General features: G+C 59.8%; 23 protein-coding genes. 16 read left to right on the forward strand and 7 right to left on the reverse strand.

The window, feature by feature from the left end; translation table 11 throughout:
* Positions 1–60: 60 nt before the first annotated feature.
* Entirely contained in the window at positions 61–900 is an 840-nt protein-coding gene (locus tag ACRWA7_RS12100; RefSeq protein ID WP_438391227.1) for an alpha/beta fold hydrolase, read from the forward strand.
* A 45-nt stretch (positions 901–945) separates the two neighbouring features.
* Entirely contained in the window at positions 946–2,061 is a 1,116-nt protein-coding gene (ydiK, locus tag ACRWA7_RS12105) for an AI-2E family transporter YdiK (protein ID WP_244164008.1), read from the forward strand.
* Here the strand turns inward: ydiK and ACRWA7_RS12110 are convergent.
* Complete coding sequence (locus tag ACRWA7_RS12110) at positions 2,058–3,479, reverse strand: PLP-dependent aminotransferase family protein (protein WP_438391228.1); 1,422 nt, start codon at positions 3,477–3,479, stop codon at positions 2,058–2,060. The genes ydiK and ACRWA7_RS12110 overlap by 4 nt on opposite strands.
* A gap of 144 nt (positions 3,480–3,623) precedes the next feature.
* Between ACRWA7_RS12110 and ACRWA7_RS12115 the strand changes: the two genes are divergently transcribed.
* From ACRWA7_RS12115 to ACRWA7_RS12140, 6 genes are all read left to right on the forward strand, one after another.
* Complete coding sequence (locus ACRWA7_RS12115) at positions 3,624–3,938, forward strand: DUF2917 domain-containing protein (RefSeq protein ID WP_438391229.1); 315 nt, start codon at positions 3,624–3,626, stop codon at positions 3,936–3,938.
* Positions 3,939–3,997: 59 nt separating this feature from the next.
* Entirely contained in the window at positions 3,998–5,227 is a 1,230-nt protein-coding gene (locus ACRWA7_RS12120; protein WP_438391230.1) for a pyridoxal-phosphate-dependent aminotransferase family protein, read from the forward strand.
* A 496-nt stretch (positions 5,228–5,723) separates the two neighbouring features.
* On the forward strand, positions 5,724–7,007 hold the full coding sequence (locus ACRWA7_RS12125) for an MFS transporter (RefSeq protein ID WP_438391231.1): 1,284 nt from the start codon (positions 5,724–5,726) through the stop codon (positions 7,005–7,007).
* 70 nt (positions 7,008–7,077) lie between these two features.
* Positions 7,078–8,424: a guanine deaminase gene (gene guaD / locus ACRWA7_RS12130; protein ID WP_438391232.1), complete on the forward strand. Its 1,347-nt coding sequence runs from the start codon at positions 7,078–7,080 to the stop codon at positions 8,422–8,424.
* Positions 8,425–8,598: 174 nt separating this feature from the next.
* Entirely contained in the window at positions 8,599–9,612 is a 1,014-nt protein-coding gene (locus ACRWA7_RS12135) for a porin (protein ID WP_438392770.1), read from the forward strand.
* Positions 9,613–9,724: 112 nt separating this feature from the next.
* Entirely contained in the window at positions 9,725–10,666 is a 942-nt protein-coding gene (locus ACRWA7_RS12140) for a LysR family transcriptional regulator (RefSeq protein WP_438391233.1), read from the forward strand.
* 13 nt (positions 10,667–10,679) lie between these two features.
* Here the strand turns inward: ACRWA7_RS12140 and ACRWA7_RS12145 are convergent, their stop codons facing one another.
* Complete coding sequence (locus ACRWA7_RS12145; RefSeq protein WP_438391234.1) at positions 10,680–11,624, reverse strand: cupin; 945 nt, start codon at positions 11,622–11,624, stop codon at positions 10,680–10,682.
* 134 nt (positions 11,625–11,758) lie between these two features.
* Positions 11,759–12,538, reverse strand: coding sequence for an IclR family transcriptional regulator (locus ACRWA7_RS12150; protein ID WP_438391235.1), 780 nt, complete (start codon positions 12,536–12,538; stop codon positions 11,759–11,761).
* 105 nt (positions 12,539–12,643) lie between these two features.
* Here ACRWA7_RS12150 and ACRWA7_RS12155 point away from each other — a divergent pair, with 105 nt between their 5' ends.
* Positions 12,644–13,828 carry a fumarylacetoacetate hydrolase family protein gene (locus tag ACRWA7_RS12155; RefSeq protein WP_438391236.1) on the forward strand — a complete coding sequence of 395 codons (1,185 nt, stop codon included), beginning with the start codon at positions 12,644–12,646 and terminating at the stop codon, positions 13,826–13,828.
* Between the two features lie 31 nt (positions 13,829–13,859).
* Here the strand turns inward: ACRWA7_RS12155 and ACRWA7_RS12160 are convergent, their stop codons facing one another.
* Positions 13,860–14,234, reverse strand: a complete 375-nt coding sequence (locus ACRWA7_RS12160; protein ID WP_438391237.1) for a hypothetical protein — start codon at positions 14,232–14,234, stop codon at positions 13,860–13,862.
* A gap of 157 nt (positions 14,235–14,391) precedes the next feature.
* Between ACRWA7_RS12160 and ACRWA7_RS12165 the strand changes: the two genes are divergently transcribed.
* The gene (locus ACRWA7_RS12165; RefSeq protein WP_438392771.1) at positions 14,392–14,601 is read left to right on the forward strand and encodes an FmdB family zinc ribbon protein; all 210 of its coding nucleotides are present in this window, start codon (positions 14,392–14,394) and stop codon (positions 14,599–14,601) included.
* Positions 14,602–14,904: 303 nt separating this feature from the next.
* Here ACRWA7_RS12165 and ACRWA7_RS12170 read toward each other — a convergent pair whose 3' ends face one another.
* Together ACRWA7_RS12170 and ACRWA7_RS12175 are read right to left on the reverse strand one after the other, a co-directional pair.
* On the reverse strand, positions 14,905–15,144 hold the full coding sequence (locus ACRWA7_RS12170) for a hypothetical protein (RefSeq protein ID WP_438391238.1): 240 nt from the start codon (positions 15,142–15,144) through the stop codon (positions 14,905–14,907).
* A gap of 229 nt (positions 15,145–15,373) precedes the next feature.
* The gene (locus ACRWA7_RS12175; RefSeq protein WP_438391239.1) at positions 15,374–16,246 is read right to left on the reverse strand and encodes a DUF72 domain-containing protein; all 873 of its coding nucleotides are present in this window, start codon (positions 16,244–16,246) and stop codon (positions 15,374–15,376) included.
* A gap of 239 nt (positions 16,247–16,485) precedes the next feature.
* Between ACRWA7_RS12175 and ACRWA7_RS12180 the strand changes: the two genes are divergently transcribed.
* The 6 genes from ACRWA7_RS12180 to ACRWA7_RS12205 all read left to right on the forward strand — a co-directional run bounded on the left by ACRWA7_RS12180 (position 16,486) and on the right by ACRWA7_RS12205 (position 20,626).
* Entirely contained in the window at positions 16,486–16,818 is a 333-nt protein-coding gene (locus tag ACRWA7_RS12180) for a BufA1 family periplasmic bufferin-type metallophore (RefSeq protein ID WP_438391240.1), read from the forward strand.
* Positions 16,819–16,882: 64 nt separating this feature from the next.
* Positions 16,883–17,764 (forward strand): MNIO family bufferin maturase, encoded by an 882-nt coding sequence (gene bufB, locus ACRWA7_RS12185; RefSeq protein ID WP_438391241.1) that lies wholly within the window; start codon positions 16,883–16,885, stop codon positions 17,762–17,764.
* Positions 17,765–17,769: 5 nt separating this feature from the next.
* Positions 17,770–18,747 (forward strand): hypothetical protein, encoded by a 978-nt coding sequence (locus tag ACRWA7_RS12190; RefSeq protein WP_438391242.1) that lies wholly within the window; start codon positions 17,770–17,772, stop codon positions 18,745–18,747.
* Between the two features lie 136 nt (positions 18,748–18,883).
* Positions 18,884–19,633 (forward strand): HvfC/BufC N-terminal domain-containing protein, encoded by a 750-nt coding sequence (locus tag ACRWA7_RS12195; RefSeq protein WP_438391243.1) that lies wholly within the window; start codon positions 18,884–18,886, stop codon positions 19,631–19,633.
* Positions 19,630–20,130 (forward strand): DoxX family protein, encoded by a 501-nt coding sequence (locus ACRWA7_RS12200; RefSeq protein WP_438391244.1) that lies wholly within the window; start codon positions 19,630–19,632, stop codon positions 20,128–20,130. Before ACRWA7_RS12195 ends, ACRWA7_RS12200 begins: the two co-directional genes overlap by 4 nt.
* The gene (locus tag ACRWA7_RS12205; RefSeq protein WP_438391245.1) at positions 20,123–20,626 is read left to right on the forward strand and encodes a DUF3331 domain-containing protein; all 504 of its coding nucleotides are present in this window, start codon (positions 20,123–20,125) and stop codon (positions 20,624–20,626) included. The genes ACRWA7_RS12200 and ACRWA7_RS12205 overlap by 8 nt, the downstream gene beginning before the upstream one ends.
* A 32-nt stretch (positions 20,627–20,658) precedes the next feature.
* Here ACRWA7_RS12205 and ACRWA7_RS12210 read toward each other — a convergent pair whose 3' ends face one another.
* Positions 20,659–21,597 (reverse strand): helix-turn-helix domain-containing protein, encoded by a 939-nt coding sequence (locus ACRWA7_RS12210; protein WP_438391246.1) that lies wholly within the window; start codon positions 21,595–21,597, stop codon positions 20,659–20,661.
* Positions 21,598–21,854: the final 257 nt, after the last annotated feature.

Here is a 21,854-nt window from a genome sequence, read left to right on the forward strand (position 1 = left end):
GAGGGCGGCCGGCGGCTGTCCTCAACCGGCGAGCAATCCACCAACCTCCCGCCGCAAATCATGGATCGTCTGGCATCGCAATCATCCCGCACGAGCACGTCCTCCTTCGCGCAAATACCGGCGAAGAACGGCGAGGCGCTGAAGATTGAATATAGATGGTTGAACGAGGACCGGCTGGACGCCCCGATTGCGGTGTTTCTACATGAAGGTCTGGGCTCGATCACCATGTGGAAGGACTGGCCGCAGGCGCTTTGCGACCAGCTCGGCTTTCGCGGACTGGTTTATTCGCGGCCCGGCTATGGCGCATCCACGCCGCGTGAGTCCGGCGCGAAATGGCCGGTCGATTTCCTGCACGTTCAAGCGCAGGACGTGCTGCCGGCGTTACTCGATACCCTTCGAATAGATCACGCCGAGCGCGCCCGGATGTGGGTGATCGGGCACAGCGACGGCGGGTCCATTGCGCTGCTCCATGCATCAGCGTTCCCCGATTCGCTCGCTGGGGTTATCGCGATTGCGCCGCATGTGTTCGTGGAAGATCGGTCGGTGACGGCAATCGGGCAGGCGAGCGTTCAATACACGCAAGGCGATTTGCGCCAGCGGCTGTCGCGCTATCACGCCGATGTCGACTCGGCCTTCTACGGATGGAACGATATCTGGCTGAGCCCGGAGTTCAGGCACTGGAGTATCACCCGGCTTTTGTCGTCCATAAGATGCCCGCTTCTCGCAATTCAAGGCGAGGATGACGAATATGCAACGATGGCGCAGATCGACATCATTCCAGCGCATGCGCCGCACGCGAAGCTCGTGAAGTTGCCCGCTTGCGGTCACTCTCCGCACAAGCAATGTCCGGAAATGCTGGACGCCGCAATCACGGCGTTCGTTATTAAGACGGCGGCTTAAAGGCATTGAGGCACAATGCTGGCAAAACCTAGTCGGGAGTACCAAGTGAACCCACGCCAGCCAGTCGATATCGCGCGACATCTGCTCGTGATCGTGATCCTCATGGGATTGATGATCGGCAGCATCTATATTCTTCGGCCATTCATTCCGGGCCTGATCTGGGCGACGACCATCGTGGTCGCAACGTGGCCGGTCATGCTCGCGGTGCAGCGCCGCTGCGGCAATCGCCGTTGGGCGGCGACCGCGATCATGCTCATCATGCTGGTGATCGTGATCGTCCTGCCGCTCTACAAGGCGATCTCCACCCTTGCGCTGCACGGCGGCGAGATCATGGCCGCCATCAAGAGCCTGCCCAACTACGCGCTTCCGCCGCCGCCCGGCTGGATTGGCGATATCCCGCTTGCAGGCCATCGGATCGCGCAGGAATGGCAAACCTTGTCCGACTCCGGCCCAGGCGGCATTCTGGCGCGGCTCGAACCGTATGTGACCATCGCCGCGCGCTGGCTGCTCGGCCATGCCGCCATAGTCGGCGTGTTCGTGATCCACATGTTCGTGACCATCATCATTTCGGGCATTCTCTATAGCCAGGGCGACCACGCAGCCCGGTTCGTCACGCGCTTCGCCACACGGCTCGCAAACCAGCGCGGAGCCGAAGCGGTCAAGCTCGCAGGGCTCGCCATTCGCGCGGTGGCATTGGGAATCGTCGTGACGGCTGTGGTGCAATCCACGCTGGGCGGGATTGGCCTGTGGATCGCGGGCGTGCCTGCAGCCGGCATCCTGGCTGCCGTCATGCTGATGCTGTGTCTCGCGCAGATCGGGCCCTTGCTGCCCTTGCTTGGCGGCGTGGCCTATCTCTTCTGGCACGACTCGCAACTCGCCGCCATCCTGCTGCTGGTGTGGTCTGTCATGGTCGCCATGCTCGATAACTTCCTTCGGCCCATGCTGATCAAACGCGGCGTCAATCTCTCCATGCTGCTGATTCTATCCGGCGTGCTCGGCGGCATGTTCGCGTTCGGAATCGTCGGGCTGTTTATCGGGCCGGTGATTCTTGCTGTCACGTCCACCTTGCTGACGGCGTGGATCGACGAACCCGCGCCGGTGGCGCGCCTTGCCACCGACGAAGAGCGCGCCGTGACCACGGAACACGCAAGAAAGGTCTAGCGCTTTCCCCGATAACCCGCCATGTGCTCGAAGAAACGCAGCGCTCGCGGGTCGTCGGCGTGAGCCGTATTGATCCGCACCCAGGGCGACGCCTCCCCGTTCGGCCGATAGTAACTCCCTGGCGCAAGCGTGATCCCGAACTTGAGCGCCTGCTCGACCAGCACCATGGAATCGTCGACATGCGGCACGCGCGTCCAGACGAAATTGCCGCCGCTGGGTTCATCGAACACTTCCCAGCCGTGTTGCTCGAGCCGCTGCACCGCCGTCGATAACGTGTCGCGGATCCTTCGTCGCAACCGTTCCAGATACTTCCGGTAGGTCCCGCGCTCAAGCAGCGCCGCCACCACGCATTCGCTGAAACGCGAACCGCCAAGGCTGGTGAGCACTTTTACATCGACGAGATCCTTGACCAGCTCGCGCTTCGCGGCAAGATAACCAATGCGCAGCGACGACGACAACGTCTTCGATAACCCGCCGAGATAAATCACGTGATCGAGCTGGTCGAGAGACGCGAGCCGTTGCGTGGGCGTTGCCTGGAAGTCGGCGTAGATATCGTCTTCCACGATGGTGAAGTCGTGCTGCTGCGCGAGTTGCAGCAACTTGAACGCCACTTGCGGCGCAACGTTGGTCGCGGTCGGGTTATGAAACACCGTATTGATGAAGAAGAGCTTCGGCTTGATGCTCTTGAGCAGATGCTCGGCGAAATCCACGTCCGGCCCGCTCGCCAGGCGCGGCACACCGACAATCTTCACCCCCTGCAGCTTGAGCAGGCCGAACAGGTTGTAATAGCCGGGATCTTCGACCAGCACGGTGTCGCCGGGCTTCAGCATGAAGCGCACGACCAGGTCGAGGCCCTGGCTCGCGCCGCTCGTGACAATGATGTTCGACACATCCGCCTCTACGCCAACTATCGCGAGGCGCATCTGGATCTGCAGGCGCAGGTTGGCGTCGCCATGCGGCATTGCGTAGTCGACGATGCTGCTCGGATCCGTGCGCATGACCTGCCGCACGGTCTGCGTGATGCCTTCCAGGTCGCGCCACGCTTCCGGCACGAAACCGCTGCTGAGTTTCAGCGTCTCGCCGGGATAGTTGAACTGCTGCAGGATCTGGTTCGATTCCTCTTCGGCCAGCCGCGGATCCGATCCGCCGCCGGCGTCCTCACCGCCCATATGGTTCGCGACAAAAAATCCGGAGCCGTGCCGGGGCACGATCATTCCCAGCGACGAAAGCCGGTCGTACGCCTCTATCACCGGGAAACGGCTGATCTGCTGGCTCGCCGCCAGCGCGCGAATCGACGGCAGTTTTGCGCCCGAGAGCAACTGACGCGTGCGGATCAGGTGCGTGATTCCCGATACGAGCTGGTCGGTCATGGGAACGCCGCTGCTTGCATTGATTGTGATGTCGGTGGCGGGATCCATGGTCTGATCTCTTGAAGTGTGCAGGGAAAATTACTGAACAGTGCGGCACAACTGTTCGTGACTGTACATTTTCAAGATTGGAGTTTAAATAAATAATGCCGTCAAGAGCCGTCTCTTTGTGAGCGGCCAGGATGGGAGAACGACATGCGTGAAATCCGCACTTTGGAACAGCAACCCAGCGAAGCGCCAGCGTGCTGGCTGATTGATCGGCCTCATACCCTGACTGTGTGCCGGGGAACAGTGTGGCTTACCATTGAGGGCGACACTGCGGACTGGTGGCTGCGCGCAGGCGATACACTGGAACTCGCGCCGCGATCGAAGGTCTGGATCAGCGCATCGGAATCCGGCAGCCGCTTTGTGCTGGCATCGGCGCCCGTGTTTTCGAGCACGCGCCGCTTTGCCTTGTCGCTTTACTGGATGCTGGCGCGCCTGGGCCAGCGCCGATCGCGCGCAATCTGAACGGCTGCGGGCGTCGCGGGGCGGAACACCATAACCATTCAACAAGCCGATAAAACGAAATGAACGATCGAATTCCGTCTTTTAGCGCGTCCAGTGCATTCAGCGTGGCCTGCCCTTCGGTGCTGCCGCTTTCGTCGATACTGCCTGAAGAGCCGCTCCTCATGATGGGCGCTGGCCCCGTGCCGATCCCCGACGCGGTCGCGAAAGCCAATGGCGTCGTGATCAATCATCTTGGCTCGACCATGGCGGCGGTCATCGGCCAGGTGAAGACGATGGCGCGCTATGTGTTCCAGACGGAATCGAAATGGGTGATGGGCGTGGCGGGTCCGGGATCGGGCGCGATGGAAATGGCGATCACGAATCTGGCCTGGAAGAATTCGCGCGTGCTCAGCATTTGCAATGGGTTTTTCAGCGAGCGCATGGCGGAGATGGCGCGGCGCACGGGCGCGGTCGTGGAGACGCTCAAGGTCAATGACGGCACCGCCGCCGATACCGTGAAGGTCGCCGAGGCTATAGAACGGTTCCGGCCGGAAATCGTCACCATCGTTCATGGCGAAACGTCCAATACAGTCTGGAATCGCAGCCTCGAAGCCATTGCCGGCGTGGCGCGGGTGGCGGGCGCGCTGGTCGTGGTCGACGCGGTGTGCACGCTCAGCACCATGCCGCTGCCCATGGACGCGTGGGGTATCGATGCGGTGATTACTGGCGGCCAGAAAGGGCTTTCGTCCATTCCGGGGGTGTCGCTGCTCGCATTCTCCGAAAAGGCGTGGCAGCGCATCACGGCGCGTTCCGTTCCGCCTACGCACTGGTGCTTCGATGCGTCGCTGGCGGCCAATTTCTGGCACAACGCGTCCTATCACTACACCGCGCCGGTTTCGGGCGTGCTGGCATTGCACGAAGCGTTGCGCCTCGTGTGCGCGGAGACGCTGGAACGGCGTTTTGCGCGGCATCTGCGATGTTCAACGGCGCTACAGGCGGGCGTCGAGGCCATGTCGCTCGAACTGTTCGTGCCCAAGGCAAGCCGCCTGAACTCGGTTGTCGGCATAAAGGTGCCTGAGGGCGTGACCGGCGCCGATATCTGCGCGCACATCTCGCGCAAACATCACGTGGAGATTGCGGGCTCGTTCGGCGCGCCGATTGTACGAATCGGGCAAATGGGCGAACAATGCCGCGAACATCATCTGTTCCGTACCATCCACGCGCTCGGCCGCACGATGGTCGATCTCGGCGTTCCAGTCGATCTTCCGGCCGGCGTTGCGGCGCTGGAAAGGTCGTTATCGGCGGCGTGAACCTGCCAGTTCGACTGATAATCAGTATCGATTTTACAGCCCGCTATTGCGGGCTTTTTGTCGAGCCATGAAAAATGGCATTGAACAAATATTAACCGGTTCGATATATCCAATTATTAAAACAATCGAATCCCGGCATGACGCTTCCAGTTACCCCACAATTAAAATAAACCAAGCCACTTCAACCTTTCCCGTCAACCTTAAAATTAAAAGCTTGTAGAAGCGCGGGCCAGTTGTTAAGTTAGGCGAATTCCCAACCGCTCCGTACGCAACCGCTCGAACCCGCAGCACGAGCGTGTATGCGCGCCACATGAAGCGTACCGTTCAACAAGAAGCAACGTATCGCATATTAATTCGCTCATGAAAAATCCGTAATCAATGCCGTCTTTGTGATTAATTCGCCGCCTTATCGGCGTGAAGCTCCGGAATATTCCTTGATTCATTTTCAAATTGCGATCAATCGATCGCGGAGTTGCTTTTCGCCTGGAGAAAGTCCATGAACACGGTTTCATCGAAACAAACACCGGTTGCATCTTTTCAACTTGGCGGTCCGCGCGCCTGGTGGATCTGGGCGCTGTCCGTGGCGTTCGTCATCTATCTTTTCAGCGTGCAAACAGGGTATTCGATTGTTAATCCGGAAGTGAAGAAAAGCGCGTCGCTCAGTGTGGAACAGGTCGCCACCATTGCGGCGGTCTACACATGGGTGTTCGCGATCTGCCAGTTCTTCGGAGGGGCGTTGCTCGACCGCCTCGGCGCGCACAAGGTTTTGCCCATATCGGTCGTGCTGGTGACAGCCGGCGTGTTCCTGTTCGCGAACGCGGGGAGTTATGGCACGCTGCTCGTCTCCCAGTTCGTGATGGCCGTGGGCGCGTGCACCGGCTTTGTGGGCGCGGGTTACATAGGGGGGCAGTGGTTCGGCATGGGGCGCTTTAACTTCATGTTCGGGCTGGTGCAGTTCTGCGCCTCGCTGTCTTCTGCGTTTTCGGTCAATGCGCTGCAATGGGGCTTGAGCGAGATGCCGTGGCGCGAACTGTTCAATTTCGTCGGCGCGGCAGGCATCGTGCTCTCGGTGCTAGCGTTCCTCTTCCTGAAAAATCCGACACCTGTGGAGTCGTCCGGCGCAGGAGGCCCTGTCGCATTCATTCATTCCGTGCTGGACGCCCTGCTCCAGGTCGCCAAGATTCCGCACGTCTGGATCTCGGCGCTGATCTGCTCCGCGTTATTCGGCAGCATGCTCGCGGGCGGCGTGGTCTGGACGCCCATGCTCATGCAAACGCGCGGTGCTTCCCCCGCCACGGCAGCGTTCAGTTCTTCACTGCTATGGCTTGGCCTGGCGGCTGGATGCCTTGTCATTCCCGCGCTTTCCGACAGGATCGAGCGGCGCAAGCTGCCTATCGTGATTGGCATTGCCGTGCAGCTTGCGTGCCTCGGCGCGCTGCTGTACCTGCCGTCCATATCGATTCCGTTCGCGATGGTGCTCAACTTCCTGTTCGGCTTCGCGAACGCCGCGCACATGCTCACGTTCAGCAGCGCCGCCGACGTCGTCCCGCCCCAGTTGATCGGCACATCGGCGGCGTTCGTGAACGGTCTCGCGTTCATCGCGGGCGGCATCATGATTGCGGCGCCCGGCTCGAGAGTGGTGTCCGGCGTCGCGGCCGGGTTGACCGACCACACGCTCGCTATCGCGGAATATTCGGCGGCGCCGATTACCTACTCGCTGATCGCGTCGTTCGTTCTTGCGCTGATCATGAAGGAATCGCATCCCGCCCGGCGACGCTGATTTCCTGCTGCCGACTGCCTCCTTCCACACGAAGCCGGCTTCACGGCCGGCACACTTCCAGGAACTCGACATGACTGCACTCAAAGCCTTGTGCGCCGATGTGGTGACCTTCAGCGGCGACCCGTTTCTTCAGTCGCCCGAGCAATGCCTCGTCCATATTCCCGACGCGATCGTCGTTATCGACCAGGGCCGGATCACCGATGTCGGACCGGCCGCCGAAGTCGCGGCGCGCTTGCCGGCGGGAACGCAGGTCCAGCACTATCCGGACGCGATCATCTCGGCCGGGTTTATCGATACACACATCCACTATCCGCAGACCGAGATGATCGGCGCGTATGGCGAGCAGCTTCTTGAATGGCTCAACACGTACACGTTCGTCGCCGAGCAGAATTTCGCCGATAAAAACCACGCCGACATGATCGCCCGGGTGTTCCTGCGCGAACTGCTGCGCTCGGGCACGACAACAGCGGCCGTCTATTGCACGGTGCATCCCGGCTCGGTGGACGCGTTCTTCGAGGAGTCGTCGCGGTTCAACACGCGCATGGTCGCGGGCAAGGTGCTGATGGATCGAAACGCGCCCGCGGCGTTGCTCGACACCGCCGAGCTTGCCTATTCCATGAGCTCGGACCTGATCGCGAAGTGGCACAAGCGCGGGCGCCAGTTGTACTGCATCACGCCGCGCTTCGCGCCCACCAGCACCGACGCCCAGCTCGACGTCTGCGGCACCCTGCTCAAGGAAACGCCCGATGCCTACGTGCAGACGCATTTGTGCGAGAACGTCGATGAAATCGCGTGGGTCATGGATTTGTTCCCGCAGCGCAAGAGCTATCTCGATGTCTACGCGCACGCGGGCATCGTGGGGCCGCGCTCCATCTATGGGCACGGCATTCACCTCACGGAAGACGATTTCTGTACCTGTCACCAGACCGGCGCGGCGCTCGCGCATTGTCCGACATCGAATTTCTTCCTTGGCAGCGGCCTGTTCCGTCTCTTCGACGCCAAGAACCCGAAGCGTCCGGTGCGCGTCGGGCTCGGCACCGACGTGGGCGCGGGCACGAGCTTTTCGCAACTGCAATCGCTCAACGAGGCCTACAAGGTCGCGCAGATGAACCAGACCAAGCTCAACGCGATCCAGGCGTTTTACCTCGCCACGCGCGGCGGGGCGGAAGCGTTATACCTACAGGACAGGATCGGCACTGTCGCGACGGGATACGAGGCCGATCTCGTGATCCTCGACCGCAAGGCGACGCCGTTGATGTCGTTCCGCTCGGGCTATTGCAAGGACATCGTGGAACAGCTTTTCGTGCTGATGACACTCGGCGACGACCGCGCGATCAAGGCCACGTATGTTGCCGGGGAACAGGTCTACGAACGCAGTGCCTCGGGCGATGGCTTCCGTTATCCGCTCGCGGCCTGATTTCTGGCGCTGCTTTTTTGCTTTCACGCAGGCTCGAACGACCGATCCCCACCGCGCGGTGCGTTCCGCGTTCGTTCGCCTGCACTTTCCTGTTCGGGGGAATGCGTGAAGAACACCCGTTTTTATTTTGCATCGAAGGGCGCAAAGGCGCTTTTATCCGTGCTGGCGACCGGCATGTTGTGCAGCGGCGAGGCCAGTGCGCAATCGAGCGTGCAGCTCTACGGACAAGTGGACGCCTGGGTCGGAGCGCAGAAGTTTCCTGGCGGCGAGCGCGCCTGGACGCTGGGCGGCGGCGGCATGTCCACGTCGTATTGGGGCTTGAAGGGCGCAGAGGACCTTGGCGGCGGATACAAGGCGATCTTCGCGCTCGAAGACTTCTTCCGTCCGCAGAACGGCGCCTACGGCCGCTTCGATGGCGACTCGTTCTTCTCGCGCGACGCGTACGTGGGCATCCAGTCACCCTACGGAACGGTGACCGCGGGCCGGCTCACCACGTCGCTCTTCGTCTCGACCATCCTTTTCAATCCCTTCGCCGATTCATACACGTTCTCGCCGATGGTCTACCACGTGTTCCTCGGCCTCGGCACGTTTCCGGCCTATACGACAGACCAGGGCGTGGTGGGCGATTCGGGCTGGGACAACGCAATCTCGTACGCGACTCCGGACTACCACGGCCTGAGTGGCTCAGCGATGTACGCCTTTGGCAACAAGGCCGGCGAGGCGGGCCAGCATAAGGTGAGCGGGCAGTTCCTGTATTTCAGCGGACCGTTCGCGGCAACCGGCGTCTATCAATATGTCAATTTCAACACCCAGCCCGCCGACCTGAGTTCGCTGGTTTCCGGCATGCAGAGCCAGGCCGTGGCGCAACTCGGCGCGTCCTACGACCTTCGCGTGGTCAAGCTTTTCGGCCAGTACATGTACACCGACAACACGGTGCGCACCGGCAACTTTCATATCAACACGGCACAAGGCGGCGTGACGGTTCCGCTTGGCCCAGGGACCGTGATGGCCTCCTACGCGTACTCGCGCGACGCGGGCGGACTCGATCAGACCCGGCAAACCTGGGCGCTCGGTTACGACTATCCCTTGTCCAAGCGCACCGACCTCTACGCCGCCTACATGAACGACCGTATCACCGGCCAATCGACGGGCGACACCTTCGGCGCGGGCGTGCGGGCCAAGTTCTGACGCACGCTGGGCCACGTGGGAGAGTTGCGAGCGCGGTTGTAAGGTCCAGAACAGGTTTTTGCTTTAGTCTTGGCGTTTCCCAGAAAAACGCTCCAGGCAAAAGCAGGAATCCATGGATTACTTCGCAGCGGTACGCGCGTTCGTCCACGCAGCCGAACGGGAAAGCTTCAGCAAGACGGCGCTCGAATTGGGCGTCAAGACGTCGACCGTATCGCGCTATGTGAGCGAGCTGGAAAAGGATCTCGGCATCGCTCTCTTCAATCGATCCACACGCGGGCTCGTGCTCACCGAGGGCGGCCGCGTGTTCCGCGAACATGCGCTCATCGCGTTGCAGGCGCTCGACGACGCCCGTGAACTCACGTCGTCGCTGAACCAGACGCCGCAGGGCGCGCTGCGCATCACCCTGCCCGTGGCGTTCGGGCATAGGCATGTGGTGCCGCATCTGCCGTCGTTCATGCAGCGTTATCCGGAAATTGGCGTGGATCTCGTCGTGACAGATGAAACGCTCAATATGATCGAAGGTGGTATCGATGTCGCGGTGCGGATAGGCGCCCTGCCCGATTCGCTGCTGATGGCGCGGCGGCTGGCGCCGCATAAGCGGATTGTCTGCGCAAGCCCGGCGTATTTCGAGCGCCACGGTACACCCTCGCAACCCGGCGATATCGCGCATCACGAATCGCTGCGTCTCGCGCTGCAACCCGACGACAAATGGTTTTTCACGCGGCGTGCGAACCCCCTTGCTGCACCAGAGCAAGTGCTTGTGGAACTGAAAGGGCGCTTTCGCGGCGACGATTCCGATGCCGTGCTGCAACTGGCGCTTGCTGGTTGCGGTCTTGCGCTGCTGCCTACATGGCTTGCCGCAACGGCGTTGCGCGATGGACGTCTGATACCCGCACTCGGCGATTGGGAGGCGCGCACGGGACGCGCCGAGCCGGCAATCTGGGCGGTGTATCCGCCGAAGAAAATCGTGTCGTCCAAGGTGCGGGCGTTTGTCGATTTCCTCGCCGAAGTGATCGGCGAGCCGCCGTACTGGGACGACGGACTCGCCCTGTGACATACCTATGCTTTTAGCGCGCGAAGCGGATGTCGAGCGTGCGCAAGTAGGTCTGCAACCCGGCGTCCTGGATCGGAATCACATAAGCATCGCCATCCGATTCGTTGAAGTGCGCGTGCCAGTACCCTGGCGGCGTGACGAACGCCATGCCCGGTTCCCAATCGACGCGCGTCGGGTTTGCAATCTTGCCGTTCTCATCCAGTTCCGTGCCAACGAGCGTGTAGCAACCCGGCTCGCAGCCGGCAATGAAGTCGAGTGCAATCGACTGATGCCGATGCGGCTTTTGCTCCGACTTTGGCGTGACGACGCCGAACATCGCCCAAAGCGTATGGGTAACCGTTCGCGTCTGCGGGAAATGAACGTTGCCAAGCAGCACGCTGATACGGTTGCGCCGGCTGGCGTTCGCGTCATCCCTCACCTTGCGCAATTCGGCCTGCGCCCGCGCCGCCGGATAGAGCGTCGCGGCGAACCGCGGCTTCACAGAACTCACGCCAAGATAGGTCAGCAACGGTGCATCGTTCACGTAGTAGAACGTGGCGGTGGTATCGGCGCGGAGATTGGCGGCCTCGCCCCCGGGCAGCGTAAAAAAATCGCCCGCTGCGAACGGGAAATTCGTTTCGCCCTGGGTCACATTGCCCGCGCCGCGGATCACATAACAAACCTGCGAGGTTGCGATGGGCGCGAATTCGAGTTGATCGCCTGCGTTGATGCGCACGAAATTTGCGCTGAGGCCGGGACCGGTCGCGGGACTCGGGCACTTCAGTTCCGCCGACAAATCCAGCGGCACGATACGCGTCGCACCATCCGCGTAGAGCGACGGCGAAAAGTTGCGGAACGGGACGCGCGAAATGAGCTTTGCGCCGATCGGATTCGCCGACGACGTGTACTCGAAGTACTGCGCGTCATCCGTAGCCGACGATGCTTCGGCAAGCGCGGCGGGGGAGGTTTTGTTCAGCATGGTGAGCTCCTTTCGAGTGGATGTTCATGGGGTAACGCCACTTTAGGGAGCGGATGGCGGGCGCAGAAGCGCCCTGCATCGAAATCACCTTTGCAAATAAAGGGGTATCGCGGGTGCAGTCGTTCCAGAACCGCTCAGGCTTGCGCGCAATTCGCGCCGATCTGCTGCGCCATACGCGCGATCGCGATGCAAATGCGTTTCTCGCGGCGCGCGTCCATGCGGCCCGTGGGCACGCTGGTGCTCACCGCAAGCCGCTTGCCGTGCGGCGTCTCTCCAACATACGCCGCAAAACATGTCAGCCCGGCCGCCGCTTCCTCGCATTCGCTCGCGAGTCCCGTTTCCCTCACGCGTTCCAGTTCCCGCAGCAAGGCTGCGCGCCGCGTGATGGTGCGCGGCGTTGCTGCCGCGAGCCGGTCGGGCAGCAACTGGAGCAATTGTTCATCGGGGAGCGTTGCGAGCAAAGCCTTGCCAAGCGCGCAGGAATGGGCCGGCAGCCGGGACCCCAGATCCGATACCAGCCGCACCGCCCGGCGTGAATCCTCGCGGGCGATGTACACCACGTCCCGGCCATCGAGCGTCGCGAGTTGAACGACTTCGTTGTGCGTTGCGACGAACGCCGCCGCCTGCGCCCGGAACGCTGCCTGAAAACCATCGTGACGAACAAAGGCGCTGCCCAGTTCGAACAGCTTCACGCCAATGATGTAGCCGTCGCCCCGCTTTTCAATCCAGAACTGGCGTTCAAGCGAGTCCAGCAACAGATACAAAGTGCTGCGCGACAGACCCGTCGCTTCATGCAACGCCGACGCACGCACGGGCACGCGCGCGTTGGCGAGAACGTCGAGCACGTCGTTGGCGCGCCGCAACGCGGGCACTTCGTAAGGGCGTTCGGCGGCGCCGTTTTTCATCTTATCCATTCTTATTATGTCCAACAGGTTGGAATTATCTACATCATAATAGACAACCCGATATCCCGATAATACGATCAAGGCCCCGATTTCCACTAGCCCGGACTCAAATTCATGGCCTCGTTCTCTCCATCCGCCTGCCTTCCCGATGACCCCGATCGTGCCGTGCTTATCGGCCGTGTATGGCGCCCGTCGCCCGTCAACGGGCCATCAGTGGTCTGCGTTCGCGGCGGCCAGGTTATCGACATTACGCATATCGCGCCCACCACAGCCGATCTGTTCGAACGCGCCGATGCACTCGAAATTGCGCGCAATGGCGAAGGCGAATTGCTGGGAACGGTCGAGGATCTCGTGCGCGCGAGCTTCGATCCGGCATCGGCCGGGCTCAGGCTTCTCGCGCCGTGCGACGTGCAAGCCATCAAGGCATGCGGCGTGACCTTCGCGGTCAGCCTGCTCGAGCGCGTGATCGAAGAACAGGCGGGCGGCGACGCCAGCAAGGCAAAGGAAGTCCGCGAGACAATCAACACGCTGATTGGCGCGGACCTTTCGAAGATCGTGCCGGGCTCGGAAAGCGCCGCGAAGCTGAAGGCGGAACTTGAACGGCGCGGCGCGTGGTCGCAATACATGGAAGTTGGCATTGGCCCGGATGCCGAGGTATTTTCCAAATCGCAACCGATGTCGTCTGTTGGCCTGGGCGCTGACATCGGGCTTTATCGCACGTCGATGTGGAACAATCCGGAGCCCGAGATCGTTCTGGCCGTGAACAGCAGCGGAAAAATTGTCGGCGCCACCTTGGGCAACGACGTCAACCTGCGCGACATCGAAGGCCGCAGCGCACTGCTGCTCGGCAAGGCGAAGGACAACAACGGATCATGCGCGATCGGGCCGTTCGTCCGCCTCTTTGACGGGCAATTCACGCTCGATTCGGTCCGTCAGGCCAGCGTGTCATTAAGAATAGAAGGCGCCGACGACGGCTTCACGCTCGACGGCATCAGCCACATGAGCGAGATCAGCCGCGATCCCGCCGACCTGGTCCAGCAGACATTGGGCGCGCATCACCAGTATCCCGACGGCTTGATGCTGTTCCTTGGCACCATGTTCTCGCCAATCAAGGACCGCGATACCCCCGGCGGCGGCTTCACGCATCACATGGGCGACGCCGTGATCATCTCGGCGCCGGCGCTCGGCGCGCTGGTGAATACAGTGCGCCGGTCGGAAGAGATCACGCCATGGACCTTCGGCGTGCGCGCGCTATACGCGAATCTGGCGGCGCGCGGTATTTCGTTCGGCCAAAAATAAAAGCGTCCAAACGCACGCGCCGATCCGCATCTTATTCCTTCGGACGCGGATTCTTCTCGATGGTCGAGGGCAACGCCGCCTCCGTCGCGGTCTGGGGCCTTGGGCTGTTGGCTGAATCGCCTTCGGACGAAGCCGGGCCTTTCGCCTCGTCCGCCTGAGCGTAATTATTTTTTTCCATGGGCGTCGGCGGGCGCCTGGCCGCGTCCGTCTCTCGTTTTGCTTCGGCGGTAGCGAGTCTCGGATCGGGTTCTTGCAGCGGTACGTCGGGCGAACGCACACCTTGCCGCGCGTCACCACCCGTCGCGGCCGCACCCGGCAGATTGCCGACGGAACCACCGCCGCTCGCGCCCGATCCGGCGTCACCCAACGGCTTGCCACTGGTTTTCTCGCGTTCTGTCTGAGTCATGATGCGTTCCTATCTGTTGGCAATAATCATACAGACAGCAACTCACATTCCACTACCGCAACGCCGGTTGCACTACTTCCCGATATTCGCCGGAGAAGCTACGCTAGGGGATCTGAGTCCCATTCCTACAGCACACCGCCTTATTGCCCTTGAAACCATGCCCGTTTACGACTACGAATGCCCGGAATGCGGCCACTTCGAAACCGCGCGACGTATAGCCGAACGCAATGACGCCATCCCTTGCCCTCGGTGCGGATTAACCGCGCAGCGGGTTGTCGTGAGCGCACCGTCCCTGTCAGGCGAAGCTGCGGAGTCTGGTGGAGGATATGGGATGCGGCATACGGGCGGATGCGCGTGTTGCCGATAAACCAAGAACGTTATCGTCTTTTTAGTATTGCAACTGGACGGGCCGTATCAAGTTGCGTGTCGCACCATATCTCAGCCCAAACGCGCGCGTAATTGATGGCTTGCAACGATGTCGGGAATAATTTCAACGTGCCTGACTCAAATGGCTCGTCACGGTCATTCGATACACGCCAGACCGACGCGCGGCCAGCGAAACCAGCGCCGCCAAGCAAGGCAGCACATTCGATGTTGAATCCGCGATATTCGAACCGCATGCACCCTCCGTTTCTCCAGTCACATTCATGGTCCGCGCCGCTGAACAGTCTCAGGACGCGCGCAACAGAGACGCGTTGAATGGTGAGCGCGGCATAGGTTGTCCATCGACAAAGGCTGTTGCACAGCGCACCGCAAAGGCATAAGCGCAGTCGTAGTTGGCGAACTCGCCAAGGTCTCCGAGCGAGGTCGCTTCGCCGTCCTCTTCCAGCAATGAAACCCGCGCGATATACGTATGACCACGCCGGGTCACCGAGGGCTGAATCGCAGCCCCGCGATGGTAAAGAATCATTGAACGCTCCGGCAATGAAGGCAATGTCGTGCAATACAAATAACGTCGTATTTTATGCAGAGGCAGGAACGTTATTCGCTAAGCTCGTGCTTAATAACGATTAGCGCAACAAAGCGTTTAGCACCTCCATTTTGCTTTTTTCGCGGGTCTACCGGTTCGATTTACGATGCTCACATTCAATGGCTTTCGTACATGTCGAAAATACCGCTTCTACTTAATTCCCCCTGACTCACGAACCACCGAGGCGCATCATCAAACGTTGAGCGTCGAATGGCGCCTGGACCTTTTGGTCGTTATCGAAGTAACAGAATACATCGCGGCTTTTTCTTGGACGGGCGCGGGCGGCGGAAAACAGTTTGGGGTCGGCAGGTTCGTTACCTTTAGACCAATCGCGAATCCTGCTCGCCCAATGGTCAAGTGCCGCGTCGGTGTATGAGCCGCCATATAGCGTCTCGGCGCCGTGAAGGCGCATGTAAATGAAGTCAGCCGTAAGATCTTCGGCATACGGCCAGCCTGCCACAGAGTCGGACACGACGAGCGCAACACCGTGCTTGCGCAATGTCTTTATAAAGTCAGGGCTTTCAAAACTGGGATGCCTGACTTCGATTGCATGGCGAAGCTTGCGGTGCCGCCGAACATCGAACCATGGTTCCTTGACTCTTGCGTCATGTTGATCCGCAAGCGCCGCGGATTCACGCGTGTCACGTGGCAGCATGTTTAGAAAACGATCAAGACGCTCGGGGTCAAAAGAATAATTGGGAGGAAATTGCCAAAGAAACGGTCCGAGCTTTTCTTCAAGGGCAAGCACACCTGACGCGAAAAAGTTCGCCATGGCGGGGCGCGCCGAATCATCGCGAAAACGGAGCATGTGGGTAAGGTATCGCGGTCCCTTTACGCTAAACACGAAATGCGCAGGCGTTGCCGCATGCCAGGTTTTATAACTGGCCAGGGTTTGCAACGAATAATGCGAGCCATTTATTTCGATGGTCTCCACAATGCGCGAAGCGAATTCCAACTCGCGCGCCTGCTTCAGATCCTTCGGATAGAACACACCGCGCCACCCCGCATAGCGCCAACCAGAAATCCCGATTCTCGTAGCCATCGAATCTCGCTTTTTGTCGTGATGTTCATGTCTTCAAGTTACGCGCCGCCAATCCTCTTCTTTAATTCAAGCCGCGTCCGCTTCGAATTACAGGGCACGCGCGTTGAAACGCAATTCCGTACCAAATGGCACAAGACCGTGCAATCTTCCGTTGACTCCTGTTCCGTATGCTGACGCTGCATCTCGTAGACACGAACATTAGCTTAATCGCTGCTCTCTTTTAACGTTGGAGAAATCGTATGGCCGATTACAAAACCACCACCCTTGTCGCCGGCGCGTTCGCCGCCGCTCTCGCCGCCCTGACGGCTACCTCTGCCAATGCACAGGAATTTACCGCGGCACAAAAGAAGATTCAGGCGGAGCACACCGCGCTCGTCAAGTCAGGCAAGGTCGAACCGTGTTTTGGCACGGCGCTGAAAGGGCAAAACGATTGCTATGCGGGTGCAGGCACCACTTGCGCCGGAACGAGCACGGCTGACTATCAGGGCAACGCATTCAAGCTGGTGCCCAAAGGAACCTGCACGACCATCTCTACCCCGAGTGGACCCGGAAGCCTGTCTCCCAAGGTCTAATCTGTCAACGGCCGGGCATCGTCAAGCCCGGCCCCGCAGTTCAACTCGCGAACAACGGTTGGCCATGTCAGAGTCACTATCCCTGGACGCCCGACGGAGCCTGCCTCGCCACGCCGGGGTAGGGCTTAAACCCGAGCATTACCGCACAATCCTCGAGTCGCGGCCGGACATCGGCTTCTTCGAGGTTCATGCTGAAAATTATATGGGCGCAGGCGGGCCGCCACATCGGTTCTTGTCGGCCATTTGCGAATCCTATCCGCTCTCCATTCACGGTGTCGGCCTGTCGATTGGCGCGGACCGGCCTCTGGATCCAGATCATCTCGAACGGCTGAAGTTGCTCATCGCTCGCTATACACCAAAGCTGTTTTCCGAACACCTTGCCTGGTCCAGCCATGATTGTGGCTTTCTCAACGACCTGCTGCCGGTTCCGTATACCGAAGAAAGCCTGGCGCGTGTCGTGGACCACATCGATCAGGTGCAAGATGTCCTCGGCCGGCAGATGTTGCTGGAAAACCCGTCTACCTATCTGGCTTTCGAGGAAAGTACGTACTCGGAGACCGACTTCATTGCTGCTGTCGCACAGCGCACCGGATGTGGCCTTTTGCTAGACATCAATAACCTATACGTTGCATCGATCAACCAGCAGTGGGACCCTTTTTCATATATCGATGAATACCCGCTCGCGGCCGTGCAAGAGATCCACCTGGCCGGCCACACAGAGGAGGCGGACGAAAAAAACCGTCCGTTGCTTATCGATACGCACGACCGCCACGTCGCTGGCATCGTATGGGATCTCTTCGCATACGCGATCCGCAGGACCGGCCCAATTCCTACATTGATTGAATGGGATTCGAACATACCCGGCTGGCAAACCCTCAAGGCAGAAGCAGAGCGCGCCAATACCGTCATTGAGGCAGCCACGCACCACTATCTGACAGAGGCATAGACAACATGATCAAGCGGCACGTCATGGTTTATTACGCGTGGAGCCGGCCAGCGGAGAACGGCGCGCCTCTCCATGTGATCGAAGATCGATTTCCGGCGCTCTTTGAAAGCCGCAGGATGGGCTTTCCGAGATTCCACGAATTCTCAAACGTGCGTCAGTTCGACCAGAGCATTGCGGGTTTCCTCGACCACATCATGAAGCGCAACTTCACCGACTTCGTAGAACTGGCGAAGGCGCTGACCGGGCAGAGCGTCACGGAGATCGAGCGTGTAACGGACGACGGGACGCTCACGCCGCTCGATGCGAATCTTCTCAGCAGCATCGATACGCTGATCGTCATCAGTTTCGACTCGCTCAGGACGGCTCAAACAGCGGGAAGCCCGGAAATCGAAGCGCTTCGCACGTTCCTTGGACACCCGGATCATCTTGCCTTCATCTGTCCGCACCACGACATTGGCGATGTAACGGACCTCCCGGAAAACGATCAGTTGCAACGTCAGATCGCGGAATTCGAGCATCACGGCGACAAGACCATTCCGCCACGGCAACGATTCGGCGGTTTTGCGCGTTCGCTGCTCGCGGGCCTCGGCGTACCGGTGGAAAACCGCTTTGGACTGAGACCAGCGCCCGAAGCAGACGGAACGCCGGCACCGATCGAACGCGATACAACACTGGATCGATTAGGTATCCTCCAGAACGTCGGTACTTTCAATCTGCATCCCCATCTGCCGCAACTCGAGCGGCTAGGCGAAACTGTCGACAAGCTCGACGTCCTTGCCCGCCAGCGAATCGATCCCACCGCCCCACAGCACCCCTTTACACGCGAGCGCGCAACATTCGACGCGCTCCTGCAATCGCGAGCGGACACGTTCGCCGGCAGCTTGCTCGTCAGCGATACCACGCTCTGGAGTTCAACTGCCGGTGGTGTCGACAGTCTTCGCGAGCTCTGGACGAATGTCGTTCAGCGCCCGCTTCGGTCGTGAGCGCGCAATGACACGCCAGGAATCATCTCGACTGTGCGCCAGAACGTCGGATAGCAACGGTAGCCGCACGGGGCCGAACCGTGGCTGCTTGCGCGAACGCCAGAGGCACTTCGCTGCGGCGCTGCTGGACCCCGGCATGCCTGTCCCGCTCGGCCTGATTGGACCGGATCTGCAGCCAAGCAAAAAACGCTTCAACGTCTATCGGAACAATGTAGTTGCCGGTCTCGTCGAGGCATTGAAGGCTGCGTTCCCCGCCGTGCGCCGTATCGTGGGCGATGAATTCTTTGCGGCGATGGCGCGCGTCTACGTCGCGCTTGAACCGCCAAGGTCGCCCATCATGCTTGACTATGGTGATACGTTCCCCGATTTCATCCGAACGTTCGAGCCGGCGAAGAGCGTGCCGTATCTGCCTGACGTCGCGCGACTCGAGCGCGCGTGGGCCGAGTCGTATCACGCCGCCGAGATGCCGCCAGCCGACCCGGTTCAGCTTTCCACGATCGATCTCCAAAGCCTTTCTGAGATCAGGCTTAGGCTGCATCCTTCAGTGCGCGTAGTACGGTCGGCTTTTCCCATTGTCCATTTATGGCTGATGAACATTGACTGCGGTGTTCCCACTGCTATCGACCCTTCCAGCGCAGGTGAGCATGCGCTCGTTGTGCGCCCGGTTGCTGACGTCGAGGTTCGCCGGCTGCCTGTTGGCGCAGCGACCTTCATCCTCAGCGTCGCAGCCGACGCGCCGGTAGGCGACGCAACAAAAATCGCTCTGGACGAAAGCGCCGATTTCGACCTGACCGGTACGCTCCGCGATCTGTTTGTTGCCAACGCAATCGTCGGCTGGAAAACACGCGAAGATTCGGTGTTCAGCCCGACTGCGAGGTATGCATGAGTCAGCTCAACGCACGAACGAAAGGTCGCTTCGAACGGCTGATTCGCACCGCTCCGGAGCAAATCCAGGCGTTTGGGCGCGCCCTCGCTCCGCCAATGCTGCGCATTGCTCTCGCGCTTCCGTTCTTTCGATCCGGCCTCACGCGATGGGACGGATTCCTGTCTATTTCTCCAGCGACACTTTTCCTGTTCGAGAATCAATTCAAAGTTCATATCTTTGGCGGCGCATATAGCTTCCCCTCGCCTGACACGGTCGCATTTGTCGTTGCCGTAGCAGAAATAGCCCTCCCTGTTTTGCTTGTGCTGGGATTCGCGACCAGGATCGTGGCTCTTGCTCTACTGGTCATGACGGCTGTGATCCAATTGGTGTTCCCTGACGGCTGGGCCAATTTCCATCTCTATTGGGCATCGCTCGCCGTCGGGATCATGGCGCTTGGCGCAGGACCTCTGTCGCTGGATCGCCTGATAAACCGATGGTTATATCCAGGCAATGGTTGAACATACCGGCAACGCCAATTACGCTGACAAAAAAGCAATGGACACTCCGCAAACCGTCGATGCGTGGAAGTACACGGTCGACTTGCTGCTGATGATGCAACGGGCAAAACTCTCATGCGTTACGAGCGGCGAAAAGCAGGCGTATTGCACCGCCTTGGGCAATCAACGCAATCGACGCGCTCGCCTCGACCACGAGCGAGTGATCCATCTTCATATCGTCGAGAAATGCTCGACTTCAACCGTAACGGTCTGCTGGCGGGATGCAACGTCCGGATGCTACGAGGAGCAACTATGGAAGATGATGGTTGCGCGGGCCGTGTCGACTTGTGCGTTAAGCGGCTTGCAGATTCGTCCTGGCGATGCCGTCTTCCGGCCTAGCGCACGCGGCTATAAACCGGCTAATGGCGACTCCATGATCCTAGTTTCCGCCGTGAAAGACATGGCACGCAATGAGCAAGGCGAATTGCCTGGCCGGAAAAGCCGGGCACTACGATAATCACCTGCTGAGAATTCGTGGGATGCCGGCAGTCAATTCGCCGCCCCCTTCACTGCCCGTCGCCGGCCATGCTCCCGCGCAAATGCGGCAGGCGTGCAACCCACGTGACGATGAAAACGCCTCGTAAAATGACTCTGATCCGCAAAACCCGTAATGAGTGCAATTTCTGAAAGTGGAATCGTCGTTTCAAGAATCAGAGATCGAGCGCGACGAATCCGGCATTGCTCGACAAAGCCAATGGCCGTCATACCCGTGCTCCGCTTGAAGAGACGAGTAAAGTGAAAACGGCTCACATTCACTATGCCTGCAAGTTCGGCGAGTCCAATGGGTCCGTCCAGATTGTCTTCGATGTATTCAGTGAGACGAGCGACTTCGACTCTGCTTAGCGCGGGCAATACCGGTGACACAACGGACTCAAACACGTTGTAACTTCGAAGCAGATGCGCTGCCAGCGCGAACGACACATGATCGACAATCAGGGTCTGCGCGGGGTGAGGCTTGCGATCGATTTCTTCAATAAGTACCTGCGCCACGTGCTCGATGACGGGATCTCGCGTCTCGAACACGTTCCGGATCTCGACCTTCGAAATGCTGTGACGTCCAATTTGCTCGCCCGCGGATGCAATCAGAGACGTTGGGATGCGCAACCTTGCCGTGGCAGACGCACTACCCTCCCAAAGCGAGTCGCATCCCGCCGGCATGATCATTGAAACGCCTGCGGAGATGAGACTTTCGTGGACAACGCCATCTCGTCCCTGAACAAGCCGTGCATTGCCGGTCGGGCAATAGCAGATCAGATGATGGTCGAGCGCGGGGTATCTCTCGGATACGTTGGGGAGTGGAGCATACATATCCACGGTGACACCTGGCCACGCGCGCTCGCGCGTGGTCGCAATGGGACGATGCGACAACACACGCACGATCTCATCAATGCTGACAGGCTTATCGGCGGTTTGGTAAGTCGTTGACATGTTGCAGTGCCGGATTCGAGCAGAAATGCTATCACGAAAATATTCCCGGTCGAGGTAGCAACAGGCGATATCCAATACCCATGACGTCAGGCACTATCCGGCATTCGCCGCTCCGCTTGTATGGCTCATCAAGTATCGACCAACGTGCGCAAGAGTGTTCAATTCGTCTTTCCTTTGTCCTGATACGCTACGGCCCGTAGTCTCCATGCCGCCGCCGGAATTGATGGGCCGCAAAGGCGGATTCCAATGCCGTTCAT

The organism is Caballeronia sp. DA-9 (assembly GCF_051615025.1).
Taxonomy (GTDB): domain Bacteria; phylum Pseudomonadota; class Gammaproteobacteria; order Burkholderiales; family Burkholderiaceae; genus Caballeronia; species Caballeronia sordidicola.